Raw genomic sequence first — 26,196 nt, 5'->3', positions numbered from 1 at the left:
AGGGTTCGAGCGGATGCGTGCCTGGCTGTTCCTCCCCGTCGTCCAGGGGGGGGGACACGGGCCCGGGGGCTGGGCGGCGCTCGGGGGTGGCTTGAAGGCGCGTCCAGGGGGGCCCACCTGTCTCCATGGTGCCGTGCCCTCGGTTTTCTTTGCGCCCGGCGCAGCAAGGACTCGTGCGATGGCCAGGAAGCCTCGGTTCCCTCGGAAGGTGGATCGCCACGTCTACCCAGGCCCGGAGTACCGCTTCTCGAAAGCGAAGATCGGGCTGACCTATCAGGACTCGAAGCCCGACTTCCCGCGCCAGCCGAACGCGCCAGAGCGCGCGCCCAACGTGCTGCTCGTGCTGCTGGACGACGTGGGCTATGGGTGGTCCAGCGCGTTCGGCGGACGGGTCGCGATGCCGACGGCCGAGCGGCTCGCGCGGAGCGGGTTGAAGTATTGCCAGTTCCACACCACCGCGCTCTGCTCTCCCACGCGGGCCGCGCTGCTCACCGGCCGCAACCACCACAGCGCCGCGTCGGGCGTCATCGGCGAGATAGGCACGGGCTACCCCGGCTACACGGGCATCATCCCCAAGAGCTGTGGAAACATCGCGGAGACCCTCCAACAGAATGGTTACGGCACGGCCTGGTGGGGGAAGAACCACAACGTCCCCGACAACCAGACGAGCGCGGCGGGGCCGTTCGACAACTGGCCCACGCAGCGGGGCTTCGACTACTTCTACGGCTTCATCGGCGGTGAGACGGACCAGTTCCGTCCCGCGCTCTATCGGGGCACGGAGCCCGTGGAGGCCGGCCGGACGCCCGAGGAGGGCTATCAGCTCACGCGAGACCTCGCGGATGACTGCATCGGGTGGATGCGCCAGCAGAAGTCGATTGCCCCGCAGCGTCCGCTGTTCCTCTATTTCGCACCCGGCGCGGGCCATGCGCCGCACCAGCCACCACTCGACTGGCGAGGCCGGCATCAGGGGAAGTTCGACCAGGGCTGGGACGCCTATCGCGAGGAGGTGTTCAAGCGGCAGATAGAGCTGGGCGTGGTTCCTCCCGACGCGAAGCTCACCGCGCGCCCCGCGGAGATTCCCGCATGGGACTCCTTCGGCGACGAGCAGAAGCAGCTCTTCAGTCGCATGGCGGAGAACTACGCGGACTTCCTGTCCCACGCGGACCACGAGGTGGGCCGAGTCGTCCAGGCACTCGACGACCTGGGTGAGCTGGAGAACACGCTCGTGCTCTACATCATCGGAGACAATGGCTCGAGCGCGGAGGGCACGCTCACGGGCACCCTCAACGAGATGCTGACGCTGGGAGGGTACGCGCCCGACCTCCAGCAGCTCCTGGACCGACAGGACGAGATAGGCCTGCCGGGCACGTCGCCGCACTACCCGGTGGGCTGGGCCTGGGCGGGCGACACGCCGTTCCAGTGGACGAAGCAGGTGGCCTCGCACTTCGGTGGCACGCGCAACCCGATGATTGTTTCGTGGCCTCGCGAAATCACCGAGGGAGGTGGCTCGCGCTTCCAGTTCCACCACATCATCGACATCGCGCCCACGTTGCTGGAGGTCATCGGCATCACCGAGCCGACGATGATGAAGGGCACGCCGCAGAAGCCCATCGAGGGCGTCAGCCTGGCGTACACCTTCGATGAAAAGGCCGAGGACGCTCCGAGCACGCGGACCACCCAGTACTTCGAGATGTTCGGCAACCGGGCGCTGTATCGCGATGGCTGGATGGCCTCATGCCGACATGGTCGGTTGCCGTGGCAGACAGTGGGGACGGCGGACTTCGCCAAGGACCGCTGGGAGCTCTATGACCTCCGGGGCGACTACAGCCAGGCGGTGGACGTCGCGGCCCGACATCCCGAGAAGCTGCGCGAGCTCCAGGACCTGTTCATGGTGGAGGCGGCGAAGTACGACGTGCTGCCCCTGGATGATCGGTTCATCGAGCGCGCGGACGTCACGCTCCGCCCGAGCTGGTTCTACGGGCGCAAGCGCGTCACGTTCTACTCGGGCATGACCTATCTGCCGGAGGGCAGCGCGCCGAAGACGAACAACATCAGCTACACGCTCACCGTCGGAGCGGACCTTCCCTCGGAGGGCACCGAGGGCGTGCTGGTCTGCGTGGGCGGAGACATGGGCGGCTGGTCGCTGTACGTGAAGGACCGGCGGCTCGTTTACCACTACAACTTCTTCGACATGGAGCGGCACGAGGCCGTGTCGGACATCGAGGTCCCCACGGGTCGGGTGGAGCTGAAGCTCGCGTTCACCAATGAGTCCGACACGCTGGGCGGCCCCGCGTCGGCACGCCTCTTCATCAACGGCAAGGACGTGGGCCACGTGGCGATTCCGCGTCAGTGTCGCGGGCGCTTCAGCACCGAGTGCATGGATGTCGGAATGGACTCCCGTTCGCCCGTGAGCCGCGGGTACCTGGACCGGGGGACGTTCCCCTTCACGGGGCGCATCGAGTACGCCACCTTCGACTTCGACCTGGACGTCGCCAACCGCGAGCTGACGGCCGAGGAGCGGTTGGAGCAGCACGTCCGACTGGACTGACTTCCTCCCGCCGGGAGGGCGACCCATCGCTCGTCCTCCTGGTGGGGTGGCCAGAATCGGGCCAAGGCGTTAGACACGACGACATGTCTTCTTCCAGCCGTGGTGGGCATATCTCGGGGCTGCGACTCGAGCGGGTGAGCGCCTCCCGCCAGTTCGCGGAGGGTCGGTTCCGCAACACCGCGCCCGTGCACCCTGGCATCCAGGGCAACCCCCTGCCGTTGCTCGGCGAGTACTTCTTCGGGGGCGCGCAGCGCACGCCTCCGGGGCCGTTGCCCCTGGAGAACCCGCTGGAAGCCTGGGGGCGGAGGCCCGACACCGGTCTGCGGGTGACGTGGCTGGGGCACAGCACGATGCTGCTGGAGCTGGACGGCGCGCGCATCCTGACGGACCCCGTGTTCGGCGAGCGTGCCTCGCCCATGTCCTTCGCCGGGCCTCGGCGTTTCCACGAGGCGCCGGTGTCCCTGGACGCGTTGCCGGAGCTGGACGTGGTGCTGCTGTCGCACGACCACTATGACCACCTGTGCCGGCCCACCATCCAGGCCCTGGCGAAGCGGCGCGTTCCGTTCGTCACGGCCCTGGGCGTGGGGGCCCACCTGGAGGCCTACGGTGTGGCGCCGGAGCTGATCACCGAACTGGACTGGTGGGAGCGGACCCCGGTGGGACCGGTGACACTCACCGCCACGCCGTCGCAGCACTTCTCCGGGCGCGGCTTAGGCGACCGGAACCGGACGCTGTGGGCGTCCTGGGTGCTGGAGGGTGACAAGCACCGCCTCTTCTTCAGTGGCGACACGGGGCTGACGGAGGAGCTGCGCGAAGTGGGGCGGCGCCATGGTCCGTTCGACCTGGTGATGCTGGAGGTGGGGGCCTTTCATCCGAGCTGGGGCACCATCCATCTGGGACCGGAGAACGCGCTCAAGGCCCACGAGATGCTCGGGGGCGGCCGGTTGATGCCGGTGCACTGGGGCACCTTCAACCTGGCCCTGCACGCATGGGACGAGCCCGCGGAGACGCTGCTCCGGCTGGCCTCCGAGCAGCAGGTCCGGCTCTTCACGCCTCGCTTGGGGGCCGCGAGCGAGCCCCTGCGCCTGGAGCAGGCCACGCCCTGGTGGCGGGAAGTCTCGGCGGGAGTGCTGGCCCCAGGGCCCGTCCTGGGCGGGTAGGCGGGCGTTCCATCGACCGGGCGGCGGGGCTTCGCGGGACCCCTGAGTCGATGTCTTGGAACGCGGGCGGGGGGATGGGCATCTCTCCCTCAGCAGGTGGATACCACCATGACCATGCCCCTCATCGCGCTCGCGGCTGTCGGTTCAGGTGCGCTGCACGCACTGGCGGGACCGGACCATCTGCTGAGTCTCGCCCCTCTTTCGGTGGGACGTCGTCGGGGCGCGTGGCGGGTGGGGCTGCTGTGGGGATTCGGCCATGGGCTCGGCACCCTGATCGCCGCGGGAGTCCTGCTGGTGCTCCTGTCCGCGGTGCATCTGGAGTCCGTTGATCGCTGGGCCGAACGCCTCGCGGGACTCGCGCTGCTGGGGATGGGCGTCTGGGGACTGCGGCGGAAGCTGGGCGCGGGCGATGAGGCCCTGGCGTCCCGAGGCGTGCTCGCCGTGGGGCTGGTGCACGGTCTGACGGGGGCATCCGCGCTGGTGTTGCTGCTCCCCATCGCGGTGTCGGGCACCGCGCCAGAGCAGGCCCTCTACCTGGGCGGGTTCTCCATCGGCAGCACGCTGGCCATGTCCGCGCTCACCGCGAGCATCGCCGCCTTTTCCCGCATCAAGCAGTTCTCCTCCAAGCTGGCGACGCATGTGCCTCGTGTGGCGTCCACGGTCTCCATCCTCGTGGGCAGTGCCTGGATGCTCGGGAGTTTCTGAGCCAGCGCGTGATGTCCTTTGGACATGATTCGGGCCGGACTCCACGCGCCTTGGTGGAGCCCGGCCCATTCACTTCGTGTGTCCGGCGCGTCTCAGTGGACGCGGCCCGGAGGCAGGTTCGAGCGGGGCGGGAAGCCCGGCACAGCCGCGTCCAGGTTCTTCGCGCTGCTCAGTGAGCGCGGCGCGAGCAGGGCCTCACCCACGGAGCCCGTCATCGCCTGGAAGCCCTGCGGTGCTCCGCACACCAGGTTCTCCAGGTCGTCGTCTCGCCGGCCCAGGTCGTCGAAGACGCGGGTGATGGAGGAGTTCACGGGGTCAGGAATCGGCGCCTGGCTGACCATGAAGGGCGATGGGCCCGAGGCGCTACCCGCCGAGCGCGGGAAGATGTGCAGGAAGGGGGTCTGCGTCTCGCCCGCGTGGCAGCCATTGCACGTGTTCAGGGAGAAGCGATGCCGGGCCTCGGGGTCCGCGCCCGGCGCGTCCCAGAAGAAGAAGAACGGCGTGAGCGCGGAGCCCGCGAGGAAGGGCTGTCCCTCGAAGAAGGCCGGCACCTCGTGGGTGCCGTTCATGAGGGGCACCACGTTCTGCTGCACGTAGTCCGACACCAGGGGCGTGCCGGCGTGGAAGAGCTCCGGCGTGAGGGCCACGGGAGCGGGGGCCAGGCCGGTGGGCCCGAAGTGGAACTCGCGCAGCTCCCACAGCGGGTCCAGCGCGTTCTCGTTGGTGCGCACCTGATGGATGGCGCTGCCCATGAAGTGGCCGGGTGCCACGAACGACTGGGTGAAGCGGTCCGTGAGCGCCTGGAGCTTCGTGTTGAACGCGGGCGTGCCGAGGCTCAGCGTGCCCAACTCGTGCCAGTCACGGGCCCAGCGCTGGATGTCCTCCGGCCCATCGCCGGGCAGCATGTACTCGAGGATGACGGTGAACGGCAGCGGCTGGCCCGTGGGCGTGGTGACACCGAAGACGAAGCGGCCCTCACCTGAGTGCGTACCTTCGCTGCGCAGGTCGATGCGGTTGACGATGGCGAGCAGTCGGAATGGCGCCGTGTTGAAGTCGAGTTGTGCGGTGGGGCCGCCGCTGCGTGCCTCCCACGGCCCGAGCACGTCGGGGCGGATGCGCGTGCGCGCGGCGACGAACGAGGCCTCGATGAACTGGTCCTGCTCCCACGTCTTCAGCCAGTTGCGCACCAGCTCGGAGGGGTTCTGCCCGCCGTTCATGCGGCGCATCAGCGTGCCGAACGTCCAGACGCCGTTGCCGGTGGTGCGCACCGGGTCTTCCACCACGGACAGGTCGGTGATGAGCAGCTCGCGGTTCGGCGTCACCTGACACACGCCCGGAGTACAGGCCGTGGAGGACTCGCAGCCGTTGACCGCGTTGCCGTCGCAGTCGAAGGTGCCCACCGCGCAGCCGAGGCCACACGTCCCCGCGCCGCAGACGCCGCTCGCCGAGGCCGCGCCACCGCACACGGTGCCGCACGCGCCGCAGTTCGCCGCGTCTTCCATCATCGACGTCTCACACCCGTTGCCCGGATTGCCATCGCAGTCCAGGAAGCCCGCGACGCAGGTCTCCGTGAAGGACGTGCAGGAGGACTGGTTGCCCGCCGCGTCCCGGACCCTCGCGAAGACGGTGACACCGACCTGGTTGGCGAGCAGCGGCACCATCGCGCTGCCGGCATTGTCCAACGGCACCTCCGTGCCCATGGGCGTGGTGCAGCCCGCGTTCGAGAAGAGGACCACCCGCGTGCGAGGCTCGGCCAGGGTGCGCACCGCGCTGACGAAGGGCGCCTGGGGGAAGGGCACCAGTCCCGGTATGAAGGTGGCCGGCAGTGGCGCGAGGTTGTCGTGCGTGTACGCCACCGTCGGAGAGCAGCCGGAGGTGTTGCCGGCGGCATCCACGGCTCGCAAGGAGAACGTCGTCACCGCGTTGGTCCCCACGGTGAGGTTGAGGCTGAAGTTGCCGGTCGTCGCGTTCGCCGTGGTGGTGGTCAGCGGAGTCCCTCCGCAGCTGGAGTTCTGGAAGACGCGGACAAGCGCGCCCGCCTCGGTGCGACCTTCGAGCAGCGGCGTCAGCTGCGTTCCCACTCCATTGGGGACGAAGCCGAGCTGGAAGGGCGTGGTGGGGGCGATGTTGTCATGGACATAGCTGATGGCGGCGGAGCACGCGGAGATGTTGCCCACGGCGTCCTCCGCCTTCGCGGAGAAGGTGCTCGTGGTGTTGGCCGTCATGGTGAAGAGGCGGGTGAAGGTGCCCGTGGCGGTGGCCGTCACGCTCGCGAGGGGGCTTCCGGCGCAGCTGCTTCCGGAGAAGAGCCGCACGGTGGCTCCCGCCTCCGTGGTGCCGGCGAGAGTCGTGCTGGTCTGCGTGCTGGGAGAGGCCGGCGTGAAGCCCGTGAACACCGGGACGATGGGCGCCACCGTGTCGCGCACGCAGCCGAGCAGCTCCAGCCGTGCCAGGGAGATGACCTCGACCCCGGTGCGGGAGTCATTGTCGTCCGTCACGTTCAGCCGGAACTTGCTGAACGTCCTCGGGGTGCTGAGCGTGTACTCGCGCCGCTCCGCGCCCAACCAGTTCATCTCGTCGATGCGCGTGTCCACCGTCACCCACGCGCTGCCGTTCCAGCCCTGGAAGGTCCAGTTCTTCGGCGCGCGCGTGGTGATGTCTCCGTTGGCGTACTTGATGGCGTACCGGCTGACGATGCGAGGACCGTCCGTCCACTCGTAGGCCAACCACGCGGGAGTCTGCTTGATGGCGGAGATCCACATGGATGCTCCGGTGGCCACGCTGTCGAACGCCTTCCAGGCGTCGTACTCCGGCTCCGCGTCGATGACCCCCGAGGTGGTGACGATGCCGGAGGGCGCGGTCGCGCTCGTCATGTCCGGTACCTGGTTGACGCTGGCGGCGCAGGCGCAGTTGTAGAAGCTCAGCTTCCCGATGGAGAGGACATCCACGCCCGTGCCGGCCGCGTTGTCCTCCGTCACCACCAGGCGGTACTTGCTGTAGGCCGTGGGAGATGCGACGGCGAACTCGCGCTGCTCGGTGCCTCCCCAGTTCGTCTGGAGCGTGCGCGAGTCAATCGTGTTCCACGCGGTGCCGGACCAGCCCTGCAGCGTCCAGTCCCTGGGGGCTCGTGCGTTGAGCGTGCCGTTGGAGAACTTGATGGCGTAGTGCGTGACTGTCTTGGGGCCGTTGAAGAACTCGTAGGTGAGCCAGGCCGTGGCCTGTCCGCTCGCGGAGAGCCACATGGTGGTGTCGCTGCCGTCGAGCGCCATCCAGCCGGGGTTGGACGCACTGAGCTGGCTGGAGCCGATGGCGAGCCCGCTCGGAGCATCGCCGGCCGTCATCGCGGGGATGAGGCTGTCGCCGCAGGTGAGGCCCTGGGTGGCGGCACCCAGCGGCTCGGGAGGGGAGTCAGCGGGCGGCGGGGCGTCCTGACACCCGGGCACGAAGGCCAGGGTGAGGGCGCTCGCCAGGAACAGGCTTCGGATGGATATCGGGCGATGCATGGACACGCTCCTCGCTACGGGCCGCCGGCGAACACCGGAGGCGCTGGAGCACCGTGTCGTAGCGGGACGTGTCGACAGCGAGGGCGGGGATGTGACGGAAGCTCCGGCGCCGGTGACGAGTCGTCCTCCGCGCGGGACGAGCCCGCGGCCTCGCGGGCCTCAAGTGCCCGGGAACAGTCGCGCGTGGACCTCGCGCACGGCGCGCCGCGTGGCGACATCCTCCGTCACCGCGGGCCAGGGTTGCTCCGTTTCCTCCATCCACCAGGAGGCCTGTCCCGGAGGAGACCAGCGCCCCCTGGAGAGGACTCGGACGAGGCGCTCGGCGCAGACCTCTGGCGACTCCCAGCCGCGCTTCACGAGCGAGAGAAGCCAGCCCACGGGCCCCGTGCGCGCACCCAGGTCGGTGCGCACGACACCCGGATGCATCACGAGCACGTCCAGCTCCGGATGTTCGGTGGCGACGTCGCGCATCGTGAGCGCGAAGCCGAGCTTGGTGTCGCAGTAGGTCCGGATGCTGGAGAAGTCCTCACCCGTGGGCGTGCGCGCCGCGTCGAACCGGCCCTTCACCAACAGGCCCGCGCTCACCAGCAGGATGCGGCGCAGCCGGCCCGCGTCGAGCAACGCCTGCTGCATCACCCACGGCGCGGCATGATTCACCACGAACGCCCGCTCCAGTCCGTCCGGCGTCAGCTCCCGTCGCGATGGCCACACGCCCGCGTTGTGCACCAGCGTGGCCTCGGGGCGCACGACGGCCACCAATCGCCGCCCCAGGTCGCGCGCAGCCGCGAGAGAGGAAAGGTCTCCAGGCACGGCGAGCGCCTGCCCGCCGTCCTGCTGGATGGAGAGCACCAGCGCGTCCAATCGGGCCCGGTCCCGAGCAACCAGGATGAGTCGGTCCTCCGTCGACTTCGCGAGGGCCTTTGCCAGCGCGTGACCGATGCCACGCGACGCTCCAGTGAGGATGAGGTCGGCCATGGACACCAGCCTGCCAGCCCTGTTCATGAATTGGAAGAATATTCCAATTCGAGAGTCTGGGGTTTGATGACCCAAGGAGGGAGCAGCGCATAGGGTAGGGCGATGGGGCCAGCACGACGGGACGGGGTGAAGCGACGCGATGCCTTGCTGGATGCGGCGCTGCACTGCTTCGCGGAGCGGGGAGTTCTCAGCACGGGTATCGAGGAGATTCGCAAGGCTGCGGGGGCGAGCCCGTCGAGCGTCTACCACCTCTTCGACGGGCTGCCGGACCTGACGCTGGCGTTGCTGATTCGCACCTTCGAGCGCCTCTTCACGCACCTGTCGGAGCGCGTGCTGCCCACCACCACGGCAGAGGCGGCGGTGGTGGCCCTGGTGGATGGCCACCTGGAGTGGATCTTCGCCCACCGGGATGAAGGGCGCTTCATGTACCAGGCGATGGCGATGGAGCTGGGGACGCACGCGGCGGGAGCGCTCACGGCGCGCAAGGCGGAGCTGCTCGCGCCCATCGTCCAGCACTTCGGGCGCTTCATCGCGGAGGGCTCGCTGCCACCGTGGCCGCCGCTGCTGCTGGATGTCGTGCTGCTCGGCCCGAGTCACGAGGCCTGCCGCCGTTTCCTCGCGGGCGCTCCGCTGGAGCCCTCCTGGATGCGAGGCCAGCTGCCGAGGCTCGCGTGGCAGAGCGTCAAGTCCAGGGAGGCTCACGGCTCATGACTGCCAAGGGCTGACGCTTAGCGGCCCAGCAGCACCGCGCGCAGCCACGACGCGAACGCTCCGACGGTCGGCGTCACCTGGGCTTGCGTCCACCGCAACCTGCGCATGTGGCGGCGACTCTTCGCTTCCGCGGGCAGGGGCTCCAGCACCGCGAGCGCTTCGTCACGCTGCTTCTGTCGCGCGAGCAGGAGCGCCAGGTCCAGCTTCACCTCGAACAACGTCGCGTCCAGCGCGAGCGTTTCGCGAAGCAGGAGGATGGCACCAGGCCGCTCGGCCCCGCGACGGAAGTGGAGCCGGCCTCGGAGCAGTGTCTTCACGGCCTCCGCGCGGTGTCCCTTCACGACGTGGAGTTGCGACACCTGCCGCCAGAGGTCCAACTCCAGGGGAAACAGCTCAGCCGCCTGCGCATAGACGGCGAGCGCCTTGTCCGCGAAACCCTTGTCCAGATGGACCTGGGCCGCCGCGCGGAAGCTCTCCAGCGCGGCCTCTGGCTGCTTCACCCGGGCCAGCAGCGGCGCGAGCTTGCCGAGCACCACCGCGTCCTTCGGCTCCAGCTCCAGCGCCTTCTTGTAACCGGAGATGGCCTTGTTCAGCCGGCCCTTCGAGCGAGCCAGGTCCGCCTCGGTGACGAGCTCCGAACGGGACGGCGGCGTCTTGCTTCCGAACAGCATCGCGACTCCGCATTGAAGTCGCCCCGCGCGCCGAGGGCAACCCCACACGAGCCCTCACGACGAGACATGTCCGCCAGGTGAAACAGCCGCGCTGGAAGTTTCGACGGGACAAATAGGTGAGCCCGATCAGGGTGTCCTCCTGACCGGGCTCGGGGTGCTGCCATGGATGAGGTCCGCACGTTTAAGACTTCGCCTCAGTCTGATGCCCCGTGTCCTGCGATTGAACGACCGCCGCGCAAGCAAGTGGAGCGGCGGGCTGGAATTGCACCAGCATCTCGGGGAGAAGGGCGAAGACGGTTGATCGGACCTGCGACAGCGAATGCTGAGTCTGGAGTGAGAATCTGAGCGTGGGGTGCTTCGCGGGCCCGTGACGTCGCTTGCCTCTACCAGTTGGGCTACCCCGCCGCAGGAGTGGATGGCGGGGGCAGGGTTCGAACCTGCACTGAAGGCGACCCGGGAACGCTCGGCGTCAACTTGCTGCTGAGTTTGAGCTTGTACTCCGAAAGGACTGCGCGCCGAGTCTAGCTGAAGAGGTAGCCGAGGAGAACCTCGCCCGACTTCAACTCTTCGACCTCCACCGCGTTGGCTTCCTCGCGCGCGAACTTGACCGCCTGCTGGAGCTTCTCCACGCGCTCCACCAGCTCATTGACCCGGACGGCGGGGAGAGCGCCCGAGTACTTCACCGTCTTCCAGTAACCGACGACGATGTCCTCGTAATAGACCTCCACCTGGGCGGGGTGCTTCTCGGTGGCCTCGGCCTTCACGTGGTTGCGGGGGACCTTCTTCGTCTTCGCGGTCTGCACCGGCTCGGTGGCCCACAGGCCCTGCGCCGGGTCCGGGACCCAGGACTCCGACGGGTCCAGCGTGGGCAGCTTCTTCACGAAGGTCTGCAGGTCCACCAGCTGCTTCTCCAGGAAGAGCAGGTACGTGGCGGGGGCGCCCTTGAGCAGCACCTTGCCGTCGACACGCACGTCCGCCTTCGCGTGACAGTTGGTGAGGTCCTTGGTGGCGGTGACGTCGAAGAGCCGGGTGAGGATCTCCTTCGTCTTCTTCAGCACGTCGTCGGTGCGCACCTGCACGCGCGTGGACTCGGGGGGGAAGCGCTCACCCTCTTCGTCACGGGGCTGATAGGTGCGGGAGATGCCGTTGAGCAGCTGCGGCTTCTGGAGGTCGTGGTGGGCCTGCGTCAGCTCCTGCTGGGAGCGGTTCTTGACGCCCTTCTCGACGGCGATGATCTGATTGAGCTTGGTCATGATGTTCGTGTCTTCGAATTTTTGAGTTGGGGGCCCAGGACGGTTCGCTCGGAGCGTACCTGACGCGGACCCGGATTCTCAGTCGGGCTTGCCGTAGCCCACGAGCGTGTCGTCCTCGAACTCCGCCACCCATCCTCCAGGCAGGGCGAGCGCGGACAGCAGCGCGGGGCGGCGACGCAGCAGGGCGTACACGGGGAAGGTCTCGAAGGTCTCATCGCCGGGCGGGCCGGGTGGGACGATGAGCCAGCCGGAGTCGGTGCCCTCGGGGGCGCGTGCGCGCGCCATGGCGACCCGGGGGCTCCTGTCCCAGCCGGGCACGGCCGCGACCTTGTCCCCGTAGCGAGGAAACAGGGGCTCGGTGCCCACCGTCTGCGTCGTCTCGAGCATCCGCCCCTGGACTCGCAGCGTCACGGTGATGTCGTCGCGCCAGTCGGTCAGCGGGTTGCCGTCGAAGTCGGGCTCCGTCACCACCAGCGAATCTCCGCGCGGGTCCAGGCGCAGGTTGGACCAGCCGAAGCGCAGCGTGCGTCCGGGGATGAGTCCGCCGGGAGGCAGGCGCTCGAGCACGCTCAGCACCCACTCCGCTTGTTCCTCCGCGTCGTCCGTGCACATGAGCACCACGTGCACCCCGTGCAGGTGTCGCTCCAGTCGAAGCTGTCCCATCTCCATCCCTCCCGCCGCTGTCTCGCGTCCACCGCGAAGCCGCCCGGCAGCATGTCGCGAACCCTGGCGACGAGGAAGCACGGCGATGGGCGGATTACCGCCCCTGGAACACGGGAGGCCGTCGCGCCGCGGCGGCGGCGAGTCCTTCGCCCAGGTCCGCGCTGCCGTAGCTCTCCGCCTGGAGCCGGGCCTCTTCCGCCAGCGCGCGCTGGAGCCCCGCGCGGTCCAGGCCGAGCCGCTGCTTCAGTCCCCGGGTCGCGAGCGGCGCGTTCGACGCGATGCCCGTCGCGAGGGCGCGTGCGCGGGTCCGGGTCTCCGTGGCGGGGGTGGCCTCCAGCGCGAGCCCGAGCCGCACCGCCTCGCGGCCATCGAAGCGCCGCCCGGTGAGCAGCAGCTCCGCGGCGCGCTGCGGGCCTGTGCGCAGTGGCACGAGCCACGTGGCGCCCATGCCGGGATGCAGGCCGAGCTGCACGAAGTTGAGGGCGAGCTTCGCGTCCTCGGAGACGATGCACATGTCGCACGCGAGCGCGACACACAGCCCCGCGCCAATGGCCGCGCCCTCCACCGCCGCCACCGTGGGGACGGGCAGGTCCAGGATGCTGAGATAGCGCGAGTAGAAGTCGAGCATGAAGACGCGGGCCTCCTCGAAGGAGACCTGGCGCAGTCGCTCCAGCATCTGGAGGTCGCCGCCCGCGGAGAACGTCCCGCCCGCTCCGGCGAGGACGACGGCGCGCACGTCCTCCCGCCCACGCAGCTCTTCCACCCGCGCACGAAGCGCATCCCCCAGCTCGGGAGTCATCGCGTTGCGGCGCGCGGCATCGTTCAGCGTGAGCGTGGCGACGCCACCTTCAAGGTCGAGCAGCACGCCCGTGGCCTGGACAGTCATGCGCGGACTGTAGCCGCATCCGCCCTCGCGCTCGGCGGAAAGGGCACTGTGAGCGCGAGGGCAGGGGCCTTCCGTCTAGAACGCCCGATTCACGGCGTACCCACAGATGCGGTGCTCGGCCTTGTACGTGTTCGGGCCGGGAATCCCGTCGATGGGGCCCGTGTAGCCGAACCCCCGGCCCACCGTCTGGACGCGCTGCCAGTAGATGGCGCCCGGGATTCCGTCTTCTTGCGCGGAGGTGCGCGGGCCGCCCCGACGGTTGAGCTCGCGCGCCGTGATTCTCACGCGAATCTTCTCCGTGTTCGGTCCGGTGACACCGTCGATGGGACCCGTGTAGCCGAAGTCCCGCCGCCCCACCGTCTGGATGCGCTTGTAGTAGATGGGCCCGGGGATGCCGTCGTCCTCCGTCGACGTCCGAGGCAGACCTCCGCCACCGGGCAGGGGGCCATGGTCCGGGATGACGCTGCCCGCATAGTCCAGCGACCAGCCGAGATACCGCGCGCCGGACTGCGCCGAGTACCCCGACACGCTGTTGATGCCAATGGCGTTGCCCCAGCTCTCCGCGAGCTTCCGCGTGGCCATGAAGACCGTGGTGCCACCGCCGTTGAGGTCCAGGCCCACGTGGCCGAACGAGCCGATGTCCCACCAGTGGAAGGCCCCCGCGGGAGCCTGCGAGGCGGAATAGGGCTGCCGGGTCGACGCGTGATAGGCCTCGATGGCCGAGGGCCGCGCCGAGGACTCCGGGAACTGTCCGAAGCGCCACATCAGCGAGCCGCACCACTGGTCCCACGTGCCGCCATCCCGCGTGGGATGGGCCGCGGCGTAGTTGCGCGCCCGGTTGTAGATGGCGGTGTTGAGCTCGGCCGTGCTCGTGTCGAGCGACTCGGCCGCGTCCGCCACCCCTTCGCCCTCACCGCCACAAGCGGAGAGCCCCACGAACAGCAGGGCGAGGAGCCACATCTTCCGTTTCGTGTGCATCTTTCTTCTCCAGGCGGGGTGTCCCGCGAGCGGTTCTCGGGCCGTGCACGGCGGGCCTGTCGCACCGCGATTCGACCCGGGGTCCACACGTTGTCGGACCGGGGATGTCCGGAGTTTCCGAAGAATCGGAATTTAAGAGTGGCTGTCTTCATCCGAGTGTGGGTGTTTTCAGGAGGGCGCGGAGGGTGGGCACGCCCGTGGCGCGCCGGCGCGTCTCGCTGTCGGTGTAGCGGTTTCCCGGGGGAGTCTCCCTGGCCGAGAGCCCTGGTGCGGGTCGCGAGCTTCCGTCGCGGTCGTAAAGTTGGGTTGGTTGTGATTGCTTTGGGAAGTGTGTCTGGTTGGTGTGCATGGGCGCGGGCGTGGCGGGTGGTGTCTGTCTTGCTGCGCTATTCCCGGTGTGTGTACTGTCTTTTGCATGACAAGGAAATCCGCCGTGGTGTCTTTCTTTCTGCTGCTGGGCGTGGTGGCGACTCCCGCCTGGGCGCAGGTCCAGATGATCTCCATCTCGGTACCGCCGACGATCACGACCCCGCTCTCGGGCTTCAACGTCCAGTACTCCATGGCCGGCAGCAAGTCAGGCGTTGGAGCGGCGGTGGCGCAGTTGAACTTCTACCTGTCGCCCACGGCGAATGGCAGCAGCGGCGTCTACCCGCTGTTCACCACGCAGATCGCGCTCCGGGGAAGTGGACTTGGACCCTATCTGCCGCCGGTGGGAACCCAGACGCAGTTCATCTCCCGGTTCTCCATGCCCGCCAACACCGTGGCCCAATTGGAGTTCATCTCCAACGGGTGTCAGCCGTCGACCTGGTATGTCCTGGGCCGCGTGGACCTCACCGGCGTGTTGAGCGACAACAGCCTGCTGGGCACCACGAAGCCGGCCGACTTCTTCTTCACGGCCGGCACGCTCAGCCCAGGCACCATCCAGCCAGGAGGCTCCGCCGACCTCTCCTTCGAGCTCTTCACCCGCTGCGCGGCCCCCTCGGCCACGCACGTGGGCGTCTTCCTGACCGACCCGGACTTCCAGATTCTGGAGGGCATTGGCGCCATTCCCATCAGCGCGGGCGCGGGGACGTGGTCCTTGCCGCCCACCACCATCACCTTCTCGCCGACCATCGCTCCGGGCAGCTACCGCGTCGTGGTGCTGGCGGACGTGGATGGCGTCGTCGCGGAGAGCGACGAGAACAACAACGGCGGGTTCTTCGAACTCGAGGTCACCGCCGCCGCGCTGGCGTCAGATGCCGCGGCTCGGCCCCTGGAGCCCGCGCCTCCGGTGCCGTTCAATGGGGCCTCGGTGCTGTCCGACCTTGAAAGCGGGGCTTCGAGCCGCCGCGACATCGTGTCGTTCTGATTGAAGCCAGGACCCGCGCCCGGTGCCTTCCTCACGAAAGGAAGGCGCCGGGTGGGTGTCAGTAGATGGTCAGGGAGAGCTCGTCGCCGGGCCGGACGGACATCTCCTGCTCGCTTTCGAAGCCACGCTCGCTGCCCAGGCTCTTGTGGCCCAGGGTGCCGATGATTTCGATGCCGAAGCGGATGCGGTCCGTGTTGCCCACCATGTCCGGGGGCAGCACGAAGTTGCGCGTCGACATCCCCGGCACGGTCCCCAGCCGCATCCGCCGCGTCCCCGTCAGCGCATAGAGGTTGACGTCCACGAGCTTGCGGCTCTCCACCGCCACCGTTGTCTTGGGGGGCGGAGGCTGATTGGGGTCCGAGGCGGCCCCATGGGCCCCTCCACACGCTGAAGCCACGGCGACGAGCACGAGCAGCAGGGCGGCCTGGGTACGCATGGGACCTCTCTTCCGAGGGTGTTGGGGGACTACCGGGGCGGAGCGACGCTCGTGGAGCCTTCTGCCCGGAGCGACTGGGTGGCCAGGCCGGACATGCTCTCCGCCAGCGACTGGACGGAGCGGGTGGCCTCCTGCGTCTCCTGAACCGTCTTCAGGGTGCGCTGCATCTGTCCGGAGAGCTCCTGAATGGCCATGGCCATCTGCTGGGTACCGGAGTCCTGCGCGCTGACGGCGGCGGTGATCTGCCGCATGCTCGCGCTGGAGTCGCCAATGAGGATGGCCAGCTCCTGGAACTGGGCGCTGGACGTGCGCACCGCATCCAGGCTCTGCCGGACGCGCTCGTCGCCCTTCTCGCTGAACTGGGCCGCCTCGCGCATGCTGGCGCTCACGCCGTTGAGCACCTCGCGGATGCGGTGCGTGGCGCGGATGGACTGGTCCGCCAGTCCCCGCATCTCCCGCGCCACCACGCCGAAGCCCCGGCCGCTCTCGCCGCTGCGCGCCGCCTCGATGGCCGCGTTGATGGCCAGCATGTTGGACTGGTCCGCCAGGTCCTTCACCGAGTCGACGATGCCGGACACTTCGCGCGTCCGCTCGTCGAGCGCGAGGATGCGGCGGGCCATCTCCGACACCTCGTTGCGAATCGCCGCCAGGTCCGCCAGCGTCCGCTCCAACGCGGCGCTGCCTTCGCGGCCCACCTGCTCGGCGCCTTCCGCGGACGCGGCGAGCGAGCTGGCCTTCTCCGCCGTCATCTGCGACGAGCGGCGGATCTCCTTCACCGTCTGCTCGGCCTCCTGGAGCGCCGCCGCCTGACGGCTGACGCCCTCGGTCTGCTGGTCGCTGGTGGAGCGCAGTTGCTGCACCACCGTGGCCAGCTCACCGGCGCCGGTGCCCATGCGCCCCGCCAGGTTGCGCACCTCCAGCTGCCGCTCCTCCAGTTGCCGGGTGTGGGCCTCCAGCGAGCGCACCACCTCCATGGAGCGTCGCGCGACGATGCCTATCAGCGACAGGGTGAGCGCCAGGTATCCCCAGTGCGACACGTTGCCCAACGAAAAGCTCAGCACGCCGATGACGGGCAGCACCGTGAGCGCGAGGAAGAGCACGAGCCCCGACATGCCTCCCACGAAGATGCGGGCGTCGGGGTTGCCTCGCCACGCCTCCGCCGCCGCCACGCTGAAGCAGATGAGCAGCATGATGAAGGAGAAGGGCAGGAAGGGCACCAGGATGCGCTGCGCGGTGCCCAGGTCCAGCAGGGCGGACAGGGCCGCCACCACGCAGAGCGCCGTGTAGCCCATCGCTCCAATGCGGAACCAGCGCCGCTGGTTGTTGAGGATGGCGTCGGACACGAACTCGATGAGGCCCGACACGAGCAGGAAGATGCCGAGCACCGTGAAGCGCGTCGCGGTGATGGGCGCGTCCCAGAGCGCGTTGGGCATGCCGCTCAGGCCCAGCAGCACGAAGCCGCCGCTGGCCGAGAACACCGCCAGGCCCGCGAGCATCCGCCGACGCCAGTGCATCAGGAATGCTCCACCCGAACCCACCGCCACCGCCAGCAGCAGCATGCCCATGACGAACGGCGCCTGGCCCTCGCGCGTCACCTTGGCGAGCAGCTGGTGCCGCGAGCCGATCAACGCGCCTTGTGCCACGCCGATGTTCGGGTTGCTCGACTGGACGCGCAGCAGCAGATGTCCACCCAGCGCGGCGCGCGGCACCGGCACGACATGCCAGGCCATGTTGTCGGACAGCTCCGCGCCAGACGTGTTCAGTCGCCCGCTCACATAGACGCGCTGACCGTTGGCGTAGGCCTCCACGGCGTTGGTGACCTCACCCAGCATGACGGCGGGCTCGGCCCACGGCCCCTGGGGCAACGGGATGCTGACCCACAGAAAGACGTGGGTGCCGCGTCCCGGTGGCGGCTTGAGCGCCTCCATCGTGCGCCAGTCCTCGGCGACGTTGGCCGTCTGCGCCCACAGGGGAAGTCCATCCGCGCCTTGGGGCGAGTCACCCCAGCGGTAGCGCCATCCCTCCAGCAAAGGGATGGAGGAACTCGCCTCCTCGGCCGCGCGGGCCGTCGGTGCATGCACGAGCGCCATGAACAGCGCGCAGCCCAGCAGGGCCAGACGCGCGACTCGGCGCGACGGTGCGTGACGCCTCGCGATGGAGTCGCGCGGGGCAAGGCTGTCGAAAGGTGTCGGGGAGGGGCGGTAGGCAGCCATGAGGAGGCCAATGCTCGACTGGCGGCGCATGACTGTAAATAGGTCTGCATCCCCTGACATGTAGGAAAGGTTTGGGAAGGGCCTCTGGGAGCCGGGGAGTGAGCCTTTTCCGACGCGCCACGGCAACATTTGGGAGGGGCGGTTGTGACCCAGGTGCACTTGTCACGGGACATCGTGTCAGGAGCGGGGGAAATCGGGCACCGGGCCGGGCGGGCCGTCGTGGACGGCTCGCCCGGTCTTCCGCCTCGCGGGCCTGCTCCGCGCGCCTCAGAACGTGCGGAAGACGCCGCGCACGCCCAGGGTGAAGAGTGCATGGAAGCCGTCGTCCACGGCGGAGACGGGGGACGTCTGCCCGGGCAGGCCGGCGATGCTCAACGTCTGGTCACCCGTGCGAACGGTGTAGCTGCCCAGCGACGCGGTGACGATGGGCCCGAACGCGACGTAGCGCGTGAGCCGCACGTCGCCTCCGGCGCTGAGGCGGATGAAGGTGGGGCCCCGGTCCGTCACCTGGGTGTCGATGTTCGCGGCCACGGTGCCTCCGCCGGGCACGGGCACCTGGGTGGTGCCCTTCACGTGGCTCTTGAGGAACTCCAGGCCCACGGCCAGCCCCACCCACGGGTCGAAGCCCGACTCCGGCTTGAAGTGGAAGCGGCCCTCGGGGCCGAAGCGCCATTGGGAGTTGTTGCAGTCGAACCCCTCCGGACAGGAGATGTCGTTCGTCTTGGTGAAGACCTTCTCCCAGCTGCCCCAGAGCCCCGCGTAGAAGCGGGGGTTGAAGCGATAGCCCAGCTCCAGCATCAGTGGCAGGGAGGCGTTGGCGGCGTCGGTGATCTTCAAGTCCTCCCGGGTCCCCGTGCGCGACGTGCCGTCCTTGTAGACGTAGCCCGCGCCCAGGCCCAGGTTGATACCCACCGCCAGCTGGGGGCCGGCCATCCCGTGCGCCGCGCGGACATCCATCTCCACCGGCTCCACCGGGCTCGACTCGCGCGTCTCCGACTCCTGCGCCACCGCCGTCCCGGAGACTCCCAGGGTGGCGATGACAGATAGCGTCCAGCAGTGCCTCATGGCCATACGTGCTGCCCTCCAATGCGATTTGCGGGGTGGACGTGGAAGTGACCAATCAGGGAGGGCTCCGTGAAGCCGACTCCAGGGCCGAGCGTCCGGGGACGACACAAGCGGACTCCGGGTGTTGGCAGCCCATCACCCCGGGGCAGCGAGGTGTCCGCGCGGAGGCATGCGACGTGTCCTGGGGCGGATGCGAGGGATTGGGTGGAGTCGCGCGCCTGGCGCGCCGCCCGCTCTGCCTGGAGCGTGGCATCCCCAGGTTGCCCGTGAGGGACGCCCGGCGACGGGACCACGAGGGGCGCCAGAGGGGGCGGCATGGAACACGCCAGGACGGGCCGCCGGAGCTGGATGGACATGCTGCTCGGCAAGCCCCTCACGACGGCGCAGGCGTCACACGAGCAGGTGGGCGTGCTCGCGGGCGTGGCACTCCTCGGGCTGGATGCGCTGTCGTCCGCGGCGTATGGCCCCGAGGCCGCGCTCACGGTGCTGCGCCCGCTGGGCCCCACGGGCGTGAAGCTGCTGCTGCCCATCACCGCGTGCATCGTCGGGCTGCTGGTGGTGGTGGCGTCCTCCTACCGGCAGACCATCGCCGCCTACCCGCGCGGCGGTGGGGCCTATACGGTGGCGCGAGAGAACCTGGGCCGTCGGGTGGGGCTGCTCGCGGCGTCCGCCCTGCTCCTGGACTACCTGCTCAACGTGGCGGTGGGCATCTCCGCGGGCGTGGGCGCCATCGTCTCCGCCTTCCCCGCGCTGCGGCCGCACACGCTGGGGCTCGCGCTGGGGTTGCTGGGCCTGCTCACGCTCGTCAACCTCCGAGGCGCGCGGGAAGCCGGGGCCCTGTTCCTGTTGCCGACCGCGATGTTCATCGGCTCGCTCTTCATCCTGCTCGCTGTCGGTGCGTTCCGGGCCTTCGCGCAGGGGGGCGCTCCGGCCAGTGACATCCCTCCGCCAGCGCTGCCCTCGCCCTCGGCGAGCGTGGGCTTGTGGCTGGTGCTGCGGGCCTTCGCCAGCGGCTGTACGGCGATGACGGGCGTGGAGGCGGTCAGCAACGCGGTGCCGGTGTTCCGCGCGCCCTCCGTGCGCCGCGCCAGGCTCACGCTGTCGCTCATCATCCTCATCCTCGTGCTGCTGCTGCTCGGCGTGTCCGCGCTGTGCCAGGTCTATGGCGTGGGCGCGACGGCGCCCGACGGCCCGGGCTACCAGAGTGTCCTGTCCCAGTTGCTCGCGGCGGTGACGGGGCGGGGTGTCTTCTATTACGTCGCGATGACGTCCATCCTCGGCGTGCTCGCGCTGTCGGCCAACACCAGCTTCGCGGGCTTCCCTCGCGTGTGCTGGCTCCTGGCGTTGGATCGCTATCTGCCCGTGGCCTTCGTGCACCGGGGACGCAGGCTGGCGTACTCGCGAGGCATCCTGTTGCTCGCGGTGCTCGCGGGGGTTCTCATCCTCGCCTCGGATGCCATCACCGACCGACTCATCCCGCTGTTCGCCATTGGCGCGCTGCTCGCCTTCACCCTCTCGCAGACGGGCATGGTGGTGTACTGGACGCGCCGTCGCGAGGCGGGGTGGCGGTGGCGCCGCGTCCTCAACGGCGTGGGCGCGCTGCTGACGGGGCTTGCGCTGGCCATCGTCATCGTCGCCAAGTTCACCCATGGCGGCTGGGCCGCCGTGGTCATCATCCCGCTGGGCGTGCTGCTGTTCAGTCGGGTCCACAAGGCCTATCTGCGCGTGCGCGCGACGACAGGGCTTCAGCGGCCCATGGCGGTGGACTCGCGCGGGAGCATGGTGGCGGTGGTGCCCATGAGCCGCTGGTCCCACGCGTCGGAGACCGCCCTGCGGTTCGCGCTGGGGCTCTGTCATGACGTCCGCGCGGTCCACGTGCGCACCGACGAGGACGAGGCCGCTCCGGGCGCCCTGGCCGACCAGTGGGCCGCGCTCGTCCAGGAGCCCGCGGTGCGGGCCCGCCTCCAGGTGCCGAGGCTGGACGAAGTCCCCTCGCCCTACCGGGGGCTCGTGCAGCCCCTGCTGGATTACGTGGACGGACTCCTCGCCGAGGACCCGCACCGCACGGTGGCCGTCGTCCTGCCGGAGCTGCTGGAGCGCCGGTGGTACCGGGCTGTCATGTATGGGCGCCGCTCTGAGCTCCTGCGCAGCACCTTGATGCTGTCCGGAGCCCGGCGCCTGGTGGTCATCAGCGTGCCCTGGTACCTGCGCACCGAAGACCAGTCCCAGCCCGGCTCCGCACTCGGGCCCGTCGGGGAGTCAGGGCCCGTGGCTCCTTCCTGAGCACCCGTCACGGATGGTGTGTTTCGACTGGAATTGTTGCAGGGCTCTTTTGCCAAAAATTTCCGTGTAGGTTGTTTCCCTCGTGTTCTGCCCCGCAGGCGGTGTTGCCCTGGGGGGCGGGTGTCGAGCCCTTCATCGGGCAGACAATCCCTCTCGGGCACCCATCATTCGAGAATGTCTGTCTGTTCATGCCGCGTGGTCATCACACGCCGGGACTGATGGGCATTCGCAGGCGTCATCAGGAATAGTTTGTGAACCAAGCCAAACCGGGCACCTTCCGTGCAGGGCGTCCGGCGTCCCTGGCCGTAACCCCCAAGGGCGCGGAGGCATAAAGATGAATCGCAGATGGTTTGGAGTCCTGCTCGGTGGCGCATTATGGGCCCCGGGTGTCTGGGCTCACGATTTCCGAGCGGAGAAGCTCGTGAATGGCGTGAAGCAGGCCACGATCATTACCTATCCGAACACGCTGAACTTCACGTTCAGCGCGACGAACATCCATCCGACGCTGGAGTCGATTCTCCTCCTGGCGGCGGACCCGCTCCTGACCGCGTGCACGCTCGACCCCGCGCCGCCGCGGACGGTCCCCGTGGGTGGCAACGTCACGTATCAGTGCTCATTCCCCTTGCCCACCTACGAGGCCTGCATCGCGCTGGGCGCGCTGGACGCCAATCCTTCCACACCCAACGAGGAGGCCTCCTTCACGAACGTCTTCAGCATCGGCTGGGACAGCGGCTCCGCCCAGGACGGCGTCAACGTGCTCTGCTCCCAGGAGCGCATCCTGACGTGTGACGACACGGTCTACATCTCGACGGCGTCTTCCTCGAGCGCCGGGCTGCCCGCTGGGCCGTCGCGTCTGTACATCTTCGACCCTGGCACGGCCACGCTCGCGCTCCAGGGGGAGACCTCACTGCCGTACAATGCCCTCGCCTTCAACCATGTCGACGGCTTCCTGTATGCCATCAGCTCCGACGGCGTGGTCCAGCCCAGCTTCATCCGGGTGGACGCCAATGGCTCTTCCGACGTCATCGCTCCGCTCGCCACGGGGGCCGCGAACACGGCGCTCTGGGGCGCGGGCGCCGTCCTGGAGGACGGCTCCTACCTCGGATTTGAAATCACGAGCAACCACCTGGTCCGCATCAACACCACCACGGGCGCGACGCTCACGGATGTCGTCGTGGGCACTCCCGCGACGTTCCGAATCGCGGACTTCGCGGTGAACCCCATCAACGGGATGCTGTATGGTTTCAACAGCGCTACCCAACGCGTCACCGTCATCAATCCGCTGTTGGGCACCCACACGGACTTCCTCCTGCCGACGCTCATCAACGGCGTGCCGTCGGTGGGCAACTCCATGGTCTCCGCCGTCTTCACGGCCGCGGGGCAGTTGTTCTTCTACGGTTCCACCAACGCGAACGTGAACCTCGCCAACACGTTCTATTCAGTGAACCTGGTCACGGGTGCGCTGACCACCGTCTCCACGGGGCCCGCCACGCAGTTCGCGGACGGCGCGGCGTGTGCCTTCAACCTGCCTCCTCCCGTGGGCAGCGGGGGATCCACTCCGATGCTGACGAGGGATCACGGCTTCTTTGGCTCCAGCGAGGACGCCCTGAGCGAGTGTCTGGCGCCGGGCCCCATCTCGCTGGGCAACCTGGGCAAGGTCACGACGACGGAGACCGCGCTGGGTATCCTCTGGGCCAACCCGGCCATCTCGCAGGGCGGTGCCATCCGCTCGGACTTCGAGTCCCTCAAGGTGAAGGTCGCTCGTGAGCTGCTGACGGCCACGTGCAACGAGCGGTTCTTCGGCACACAGGCTCCGGCGCTGACCGGCCTGGAGGCGTGGGTTGCTCCGAATCCGCTGTTGCTGGAGCAGGCGCTGGAGCAACTGGAGAAGCACAACCGCTCCGGTCAGCGCAGGGCGGTGCCGCTGAGCAAGAAGATCTGGAAGATGGATCCGCTGCTGGGGCAGGAGCGGGCCGTGGAACCGCAGTACTGAAAGGGGGGATGACATGATGACGAATTCAAGGTGGATGGCCCTGTCCGGGATGTTCGTGGCGCTGACGCTGAGCGCGTGTGATGGAAGCGGTGGACCGGACCCGATCGTGGTGCCCGAGGGCGACCGCTTCGAGCTGCGGCTGCTCGGTCAGGATGCGGAGTTGTATGAGAAGGCGCTGCTGGGCGTGGGGCGCATCGAGGTGATTGCGCAGGGCAAGTCGATTCCGTTCCAGCTCGCCGCGTCCGCGCGCTCCATGGACCTGGCTCAGACGGACCACGCCTATCTGCTGGGGTACTTCTACCTGCCGGCGGAAGCGCAGTCGGCGGACGTGCGCGTGCACTTCGATGACGTGGGGGCCTTCCGGGAGTCCGGCGCGCCGGGTCTCATCAACGCTCGCTCGGGCTCCATCCTGTTCACGACCAAGCGCGCGGAGCTGGAGAAGCGCAAGCACGTCGTCATCCAGTTGCACCTGAAGGACAGCCTCTTCCAGGGCCGAGGCGCCAAGGTCCTGCTCCCCTCGACGTTCATCGTCCACTGAGGGTGGGAGGGGCGGGGGCCCTTGGGGCTCCCGCTCCTTTGAGAGAGTCATTCTTGGATGTCTGACCTTGAGCACGCTCCCCGTGCTTGAGGTCCGGGCGCCCTCTGCGTCAGCGTGGAGGGGCGCGTCTTCTTTTGTCGCGGCCTGCGAGGATGTGAAGGCACTGACGACGCTCGCGGTGTGCGGCACCCCGCTTTACAACCCGAGCGCCACGCCTACCACGAGCCCGAGCAGGGTGGCTCCGACGACCATGAGGCTCTCCTTCATGGCCGAGCGGCGGCGGGGCAGGGGCGGCGGAGGCGCCACCGGTACAACCGGCGCACGCTCATCCACAGGCGCGAGGTTTGGCGCAGGCGCGGCGCTGAGCTGGGGCACGGGCGCTGCGTTGGGCTGAGGCACGGGCGCGGCATCGAGCTGAGGCGCAGGCGCAGGCGCAGCGTCGAGCTGCGGTGCGGGCGCGGCATCGAGCTGAGGCGCGGCGTTGGGCCGAGGCGCAGGGGCGGCGTCGAACTGGGGCGCGGGCACGGTGTCGAGCAGAGGCGCGGGCACGGCGCTGAGCTGCGGCCCGGGCACGGCGTCGAGGTGAGGCGCAGTGTCGAGCGGAAGCTCATGCGCAATGTCGAACTGAAGCTCAGGCCCCGCGTCGAGCTGAAGCGCGGTCTCAGTCCAGGGCGGGGTGGCCCACGGCCTGAGCGCTTGTGCCATCTCCTCGGCATCAGCGAAGCGCTCCGCGGGCTTCTTGTGCAGCGCGCGTGCAAGCACTCGCGAGAAGTCCTCGGGCACGTCCGCGCGAATCGCTGAGGCGAGCGGCGGCACCCGCTCCACGATGGCGGAGAAGAGCGCCACCGTGTCGGCGACGTCGATGGGCTGCTTCCCCGTCACCATCTGGTACAGACACGCACCCAGCGAGTAGAGATCCGCGCGCGCGTCAACGGGCTGGCAACGCACCTGCTCGGGCGCCATGAACGACGGCGTCCCCACCCAGGCTCCCGCCTCCGCGCCCACCGCCGAGGCGTCGTCCTCGTGGAGCAGCCTCGCCACACCGAAGTCCAACACCTTCACCTTGTCACCCGTCTCGCTCGAGACGATGAAGAGGTTGTCCGGCTTGATGTCGCGGTGGATGACCCCAGCGCGATGCGCGGTCTCCAGCGCGGACAACGTCTGCAGCGCGATGGCCACCGCGCGCGCGACGGGCAGGGGACCCTGCTGCTTCAGCAGGAGTCGGAGCGTCTGACCCTGGAGCAGCTCCATCACCATGAACGGAGGCTCGTCCGGGTTGCACTGGAAGTCCTTCACCTCGACCAGGTGCGGGTGCTGGAGCCCCGCGATGGCGCGCGCCTCCCGACGGAAGCGCGCGAGCACGGCCTCGTTGTCGAGGAGGTGCTGCTGGAGCACCTTGATGGCCACCGCGTCGGTCTCGTCGAGCTCCGCCGCCTCGTAGACGATGCCCATTGCCCCCACGCCAATCCTTTGGCGCAGCTGATACTTCTGACCCAGCAATGTCCCGACCGAAGCTGACGAGCGGCTCATGAATCAACCGGTATACCCAAGCCGCCCACATGGCGAGGGGTATCCGCCTGATGACGTATGTTTCAGTCGTTGATACCGGGAAATCTCAGACGAGCCCGATGTACCGAGCCTGTTTCATGCGCGGAGGTTTCCATGAATATCTCGCGTCGTGAGCGAATGGTTCTTGGCGCGCGAGAGCCTGCTCCGTATCGAGTACCGGGACACTGGATTCAGAAGGTGACGCCCAGGCGAACCAGGTCCAGGTCCAGGTCGGTGATGGCGCGGTCCGTGCGGTCCTCCGTCATGGGATTTCCATACTGGAAGCTCACGTCGATGGCCTTGCGTCGCTGGTTCACGCTGTAGCCCATGCCGAGTCCGAGCATGGGCTCGAAGAAGAATCCAGAGCGTCGCGTCACGACGCGGTAGCCCACGTCCATCCCCAGGGTGACCTGGAAGCCATGTTCCTGCTCATACGTCAGCGCGGAGGCCCTTCCGAAGGGGCGGAAATGCTGGCTGTCAAAGGTCCACATGCCGCTCAACCTGGGCTGGAAGAAGAAGCCCTGCCCACGAGCCCTGGGCGCGGGCTTCCACGCCAGGCCCAGGGTGACCTTGAGCTGCCGTATCGTGTCGCAGCGCATGGACTCGCGGTTGCAACTGTTGCGCGTCAGCATTGGCGTGACTTCGAGCACCCCCGTGGTTGTCTCCGAGAAGCTCCGGCCCACGCCAATGGGCACGGCGACGTGGAGCCGCTCCGTCAT

Annotated in this window: 20 protein-coding genes; 8 read left to right on the top strand and 12 right to left on the bottom strand. The window is 68.6% G+C overall.

Annotation, left to right across the window (positions count from 1 at the left end; genetic code table 11):
- Positions 1 to 178 precede the first annotated feature (178 nt).
- From HUA75_RS41945 to HUA75_RS41935, 3 genes are all read left to right on the top strand, one after another.
- Positions 179 to 2,548 carry an arylsulfatase gene (locus HUA75_RS41945; protein WP_174489629.1) on the top strand — a complete coding sequence of 790 codons (2,370 nt, stop codon included), beginning with the start codon at positions 179 to 181 and terminating at the stop codon, positions 2,546 to 2,548.
- An 83-nt stretch (positions 2,549 to 2,631) separates the two neighbouring features.
- On the top strand, positions 2,632 to 3,708 hold the full coding sequence (locus HUA75_RS41940) for an MBL fold metallo-hydrolase (RefSeq protein ID WP_141646929.1): 1,077 nt from the start codon (positions 2,632 to 2,634) through the stop codon (positions 3,706 to 3,708).
- Positions 3,709 to 3,816: 108 nt separating this feature from the next.
- Positions 3,817 to 4,413 (top strand): hypothetical protein, encoded by a 597-nt coding sequence (locus HUA75_RS41935; RefSeq protein WP_254628056.1) that lies wholly within the window; start codon positions 3,817 to 3,819, stop codon positions 4,411 to 4,413.
- A 92-nt stretch (positions 4,414 to 4,505) separates the two neighbouring features.
- Here the strand turns inward: HUA75_RS41935 and HUA75_RS41930 are convergent, their stop codons facing one another.
- The gene (locus tag HUA75_RS41930) at positions 4,506 to 7,916 is read right to left on the bottom strand and encodes an Ig-like domain-containing protein (RefSeq protein ID WP_174489628.1); all 3,411 of its coding nucleotides are present in this window, start codon (positions 7,914 to 7,916) and stop codon (positions 4,506 to 4,508) included.
- A gap of 159 nt (positions 7,917 to 8,075) precedes the next feature.
- Positions 8,076 to 8,891: an SDR family NAD(P)-dependent oxidoreductase gene (locus tag HUA75_RS41925; protein ID WP_174489688.1), complete on the bottom strand. Its 816-nt coding sequence runs from the start codon at positions 8,889 to 8,891 to the stop codon at positions 8,076 to 8,078.
- Positions 8,892 to 9,017: 126 nt separating this feature from the next.
- Here HUA75_RS41925 and HUA75_RS41920 point away from each other — a divergent pair, with 126 nt between their 5' ends.
- Positions 9,018 to 9,602 (top strand): TetR/AcrR family transcriptional regulator, encoded by a 585-nt coding sequence (locus HUA75_RS41920; protein WP_371745766.1) that lies wholly within the window; start codon positions 9,018 to 9,020, stop codon positions 9,600 to 9,602.
- 17 nt (positions 9,603 to 9,619) lie between these two features.
- Here the strand turns inward: HUA75_RS41920 and HUA75_RS41915 are convergent, their stop codons facing one another.
- The 5 genes from HUA75_RS41915 to HUA75_RS41895 form a co-directional block, all read right to left on the bottom strand.
- Positions 9,620 to 10,273, bottom strand: coding sequence for a lipopolysaccharide assembly protein LapB (locus HUA75_RS41915; RefSeq protein WP_174489627.1), 654 nt, complete (start codon positions 10,271 to 10,273; stop codon positions 9,620 to 9,622).
- A 521-nt stretch (positions 10,274 to 10,794) separates the two neighbouring features.
- Positions 10,795 to 11,526 carry a hypothetical protein gene (locus tag HUA75_RS41910; protein WP_141646925.1) on the bottom strand — a complete coding sequence of 244 codons (732 nt, stop codon included), beginning with the start codon at positions 11,524 to 11,526 and terminating at the stop codon, positions 10,795 to 10,797.
- A gap of 78 nt (positions 11,527 to 11,604) precedes the next feature.
- Positions 11,605 to 12,189 (bottom strand): hypothetical protein, encoded by a 585-nt coding sequence (locus tag HUA75_RS41905; RefSeq protein WP_174458957.1) that lies wholly within the window; start codon positions 12,187 to 12,189, stop codon positions 11,605 to 11,607.
- A 94-nt stretch (positions 12,190 to 12,283) separates the two neighbouring features.
- Positions 12,284 to 13,075, bottom strand: a complete 792-nt coding sequence (locus HUA75_RS41900; protein ID WP_174489626.1) for an enoyl-CoA hydratase/isomerase family protein — start codon at positions 13,073 to 13,075, stop codon at positions 12,284 to 12,286.
- Between the two features lie 75 nt (positions 13,076 to 13,150).
- Positions 13,151 to 14,053, bottom strand: a complete 903-nt coding sequence (locus HUA75_RS41895; RefSeq protein ID WP_174489625.1) for a hypothetical protein — start codon at positions 14,051 to 14,053, stop codon at positions 13,151 to 13,153.
- A 433-nt stretch (positions 14,054 to 14,486) separates the two neighbouring features.
- On the opposite strand from HUA75_RS41895, the gene HUA75_RS41890 reads away from it, so the two are divergent.
- Positions 14,487 to 15,401 (top strand): hypothetical protein, encoded by a 915-nt coding sequence (locus tag HUA75_RS41890; RefSeq protein ID WP_141648482.1) that lies wholly within the window; start codon positions 14,487 to 14,489, stop codon positions 15,399 to 15,401.
- A gap of 58 nt (positions 15,402 to 15,459) precedes the next feature.
- Here HUA75_RS41890 and HUA75_RS41885 read toward each other — a convergent pair whose 3' ends face one another.
- The 3 genes from HUA75_RS41885 to HUA75_RS41875 form a co-directional block, all read right to left on the bottom strand.
- Positions 15,460 to 15,837 carry a hypothetical protein gene (locus tag HUA75_RS41885; RefSeq protein WP_141648481.1) on the bottom strand — a complete coding sequence of 126 codons (378 nt, stop codon included), beginning with the start codon at positions 15,835 to 15,837 and terminating at the stop codon, positions 15,460 to 15,462.
- A 29-nt stretch (positions 15,838 to 15,866) separates the two neighbouring features.
- A complete protein-coding gene (locus tag HUA75_RS41880; protein WP_174458961.1) occupies positions 15,867 to 18,050 on the bottom strand; it encodes a methyl-accepting chemotaxis protein in 2,184 nt (727 codons plus the stop codon).
- A 267-nt stretch (positions 18,051 to 18,317) separates the two neighbouring features.
- Positions 18,318 to 19,121, bottom strand: coding sequence for a hypothetical protein (locus tag HUA75_RS41875; RefSeq protein ID WP_174489624.1), 804 nt, complete (start codon positions 19,119 to 19,121; stop codon positions 18,318 to 18,320).
- Positions 19,122 to 19,430: 309 nt separating this feature from the next.
- Here HUA75_RS41875 and HUA75_RS41870 point away from each other — a divergent pair, with 309 nt between their 5' ends.
- From HUA75_RS41870 to HUA75_RS41860, 3 genes are all read left to right on the top strand, one after another.
- Positions 19,431 to 21,398 (top strand): APC family permease, encoded by a 1,968-nt coding sequence (locus HUA75_RS41870; RefSeq protein WP_254628055.1) that lies wholly within the window; start codon positions 19,431 to 19,433, stop codon positions 21,396 to 21,398.
- A gap of 421 nt (positions 21,399 to 21,819) precedes the next feature.
- A complete protein-coding gene (locus tag HUA75_RS41865) occupies positions 21,820 to 23,391 on the top strand; it encodes a hypothetical protein (RefSeq protein ID WP_371746316.1) in 1,572 nt (523 codons plus the stop codon).
- Positions 23,392 to 23,404: 13 nt separating this feature from the next.
- A complete protein-coding gene (locus HUA75_RS41860) occupies positions 23,405 to 23,929 on the top strand; it encodes a hypothetical protein (protein WP_174489623.1) in 525 nt (174 codons plus the stop codon).
- Between the two features lie 195 nt (positions 23,930 to 24,124).
- On the opposite strand, the gene HUA75_RS47305 is transcribed toward HUA75_RS41860, so the two are convergent.
- Both HUA75_RS47305 and HUA75_RS41850 read right to left on the bottom strand, forming a co-directional pair.
- Positions 24,125 to 25,459 (bottom strand): serine/threonine-protein kinase, encoded by a 1,335-nt coding sequence (locus HUA75_RS47305; RefSeq protein ID WP_256433577.1) that lies wholly within the window; start codon positions 25,457 to 25,459, stop codon positions 24,125 to 24,127.
- Positions 25,460 to 25,668: 209 nt separating this feature from the next.
- Positions 25,669 to 26,196 (bottom strand): hypothetical protein, encoded by a 528-nt coding sequence (locus HUA75_RS41850; RefSeq protein ID WP_141649008.1) that lies wholly within the window; start codon positions 26,194 to 26,196, stop codon positions 25,669 to 25,671.

The sequence above is a fragment of the Myxococcus sp. CA040A genome, assembly GCF_013336725.1.
Classification (GTDB): domain Bacteria; phylum Myxococcota; class Myxococcia; order Myxococcales; family Myxococcaceae; genus Myxococcus; species Myxococcus llanfairpwllgwyngyllgogerychwyrndrobwllllantysiliogogogochensis.
The sequence above is the reverse complement of the archived record's forward strand: the minus strand, read 5'-3'. Positions and strand labels throughout refer to the sequence as shown.

Coding starts and splice junctions, on each gene's coding strand:
- HUA75_RS41885 (WP_141648481.1), bottom strand. CDS start 15,837: ATGCGTACCCAGGCCGCCCTGCTGCTCGTGCTCGTCGCCGTGGCTTCA.
- HUA75_RS41945 (WP_174489629.1), top strand. CDS start 179: ATGGCCAGGAAGCCTCGGTTCCCTCGGAAGGTGGATCGCCACGTCTAC.
- HUA75_RS41935 (WP_254628056.1), top strand. CDS start 3,817: ATGACCATGCCCCTCATCGCGCTCGCGGCTGTCGGTTCAGGTGCGCTG.
- HUA75_RS41930 (WP_174489628.1), bottom strand. CDS start 7,916: ATGCATCGCCCGATATCCATCCGAAGCCTGTTCCTGGCGAGCGCCCTC.
- HUA75_RS41880 (WP_174458961.1), bottom strand. CDS start 18,050: ATGGCTGCCTACCGCCCCTCCCCGACACCTTTCGACAGCCTTGCCCCG.
- HUA75_RS41850 (WP_141649008.1), bottom strand. CDS start 26,196: ATGACGGAGCGGCTCCACGTCGCCGTGCCCATTGGCGTGGGCCGGAGC.
- HUA75_RS41870 (WP_254628055.1), top strand. CDS start 19,431: ATGGAACACGCCAGGACGGGCCGCCGGAGCTGGATGGACATGCTGCTC.
- HUA75_RS47305 (WP_256433577.1), bottom strand. CDS start 25,459: ATGAGCCGCTCGTCAGCTTCGGTCGGGACATTGCTGGGTCAGAAGTAT.
- HUA75_RS41925 (WP_174489688.1), bottom strand. CDS start 8,891: ATGGCCGACCTCATCCTCACTGGAGCGTCGCGTGGCATCGGTCACGCG.
- HUA75_RS41875 (WP_174489624.1), bottom strand. CDS start 19,121: ATGGCCATGAGGCACTGCTGGACGCTATCTGTCATCGCCACCCTGGGA.
- HUA75_RS41940 (WP_141646929.1), top strand. CDS start 2,632: ATGTCTTCTTCCAGCCGTGGTGGGCATATCTCGGGGCTGCGACTCGAG.
- HUA75_RS41900 (WP_174489626.1), bottom strand. CDS start 13,075: ATGACTGTCCAGGCCACGGGCGTGCTGCTCGACCTTGAAGGTGGCGTC.
- HUA75_RS41905 (WP_174458957.1), bottom strand. CDS start 12,189: ATGGGACAGCTTCGACTGGAGCGACACCTGCACGGGGTGCACGTGGTG.
- HUA75_RS41895 (WP_174489625.1), bottom strand. CDS start 14,053: ATGCACACGAAACGGAAGATGTGGCTCCTCGCCCTGCTGTTCGTGGGG.
- HUA75_RS41915 (WP_174489627.1), bottom strand. CDS start 10,273: ATGCTGTTCGGAAGCAAGACGCCGCCGTCCCGTTCGGAGCTCGTCACC.
- HUA75_RS41910 (WP_141646925.1), bottom strand. CDS start 11,526: ATGACCAAGCTCAATCAGATCATCGCCGTCGAGAAGGGCGTCAAGAAC.
- HUA75_RS41860 (WP_174489623.1), top strand. CDS start 23,405: ATGATGACGAATTCAAGGTGGATGGCCCTGTCCGGGATGTTCGTGGCG.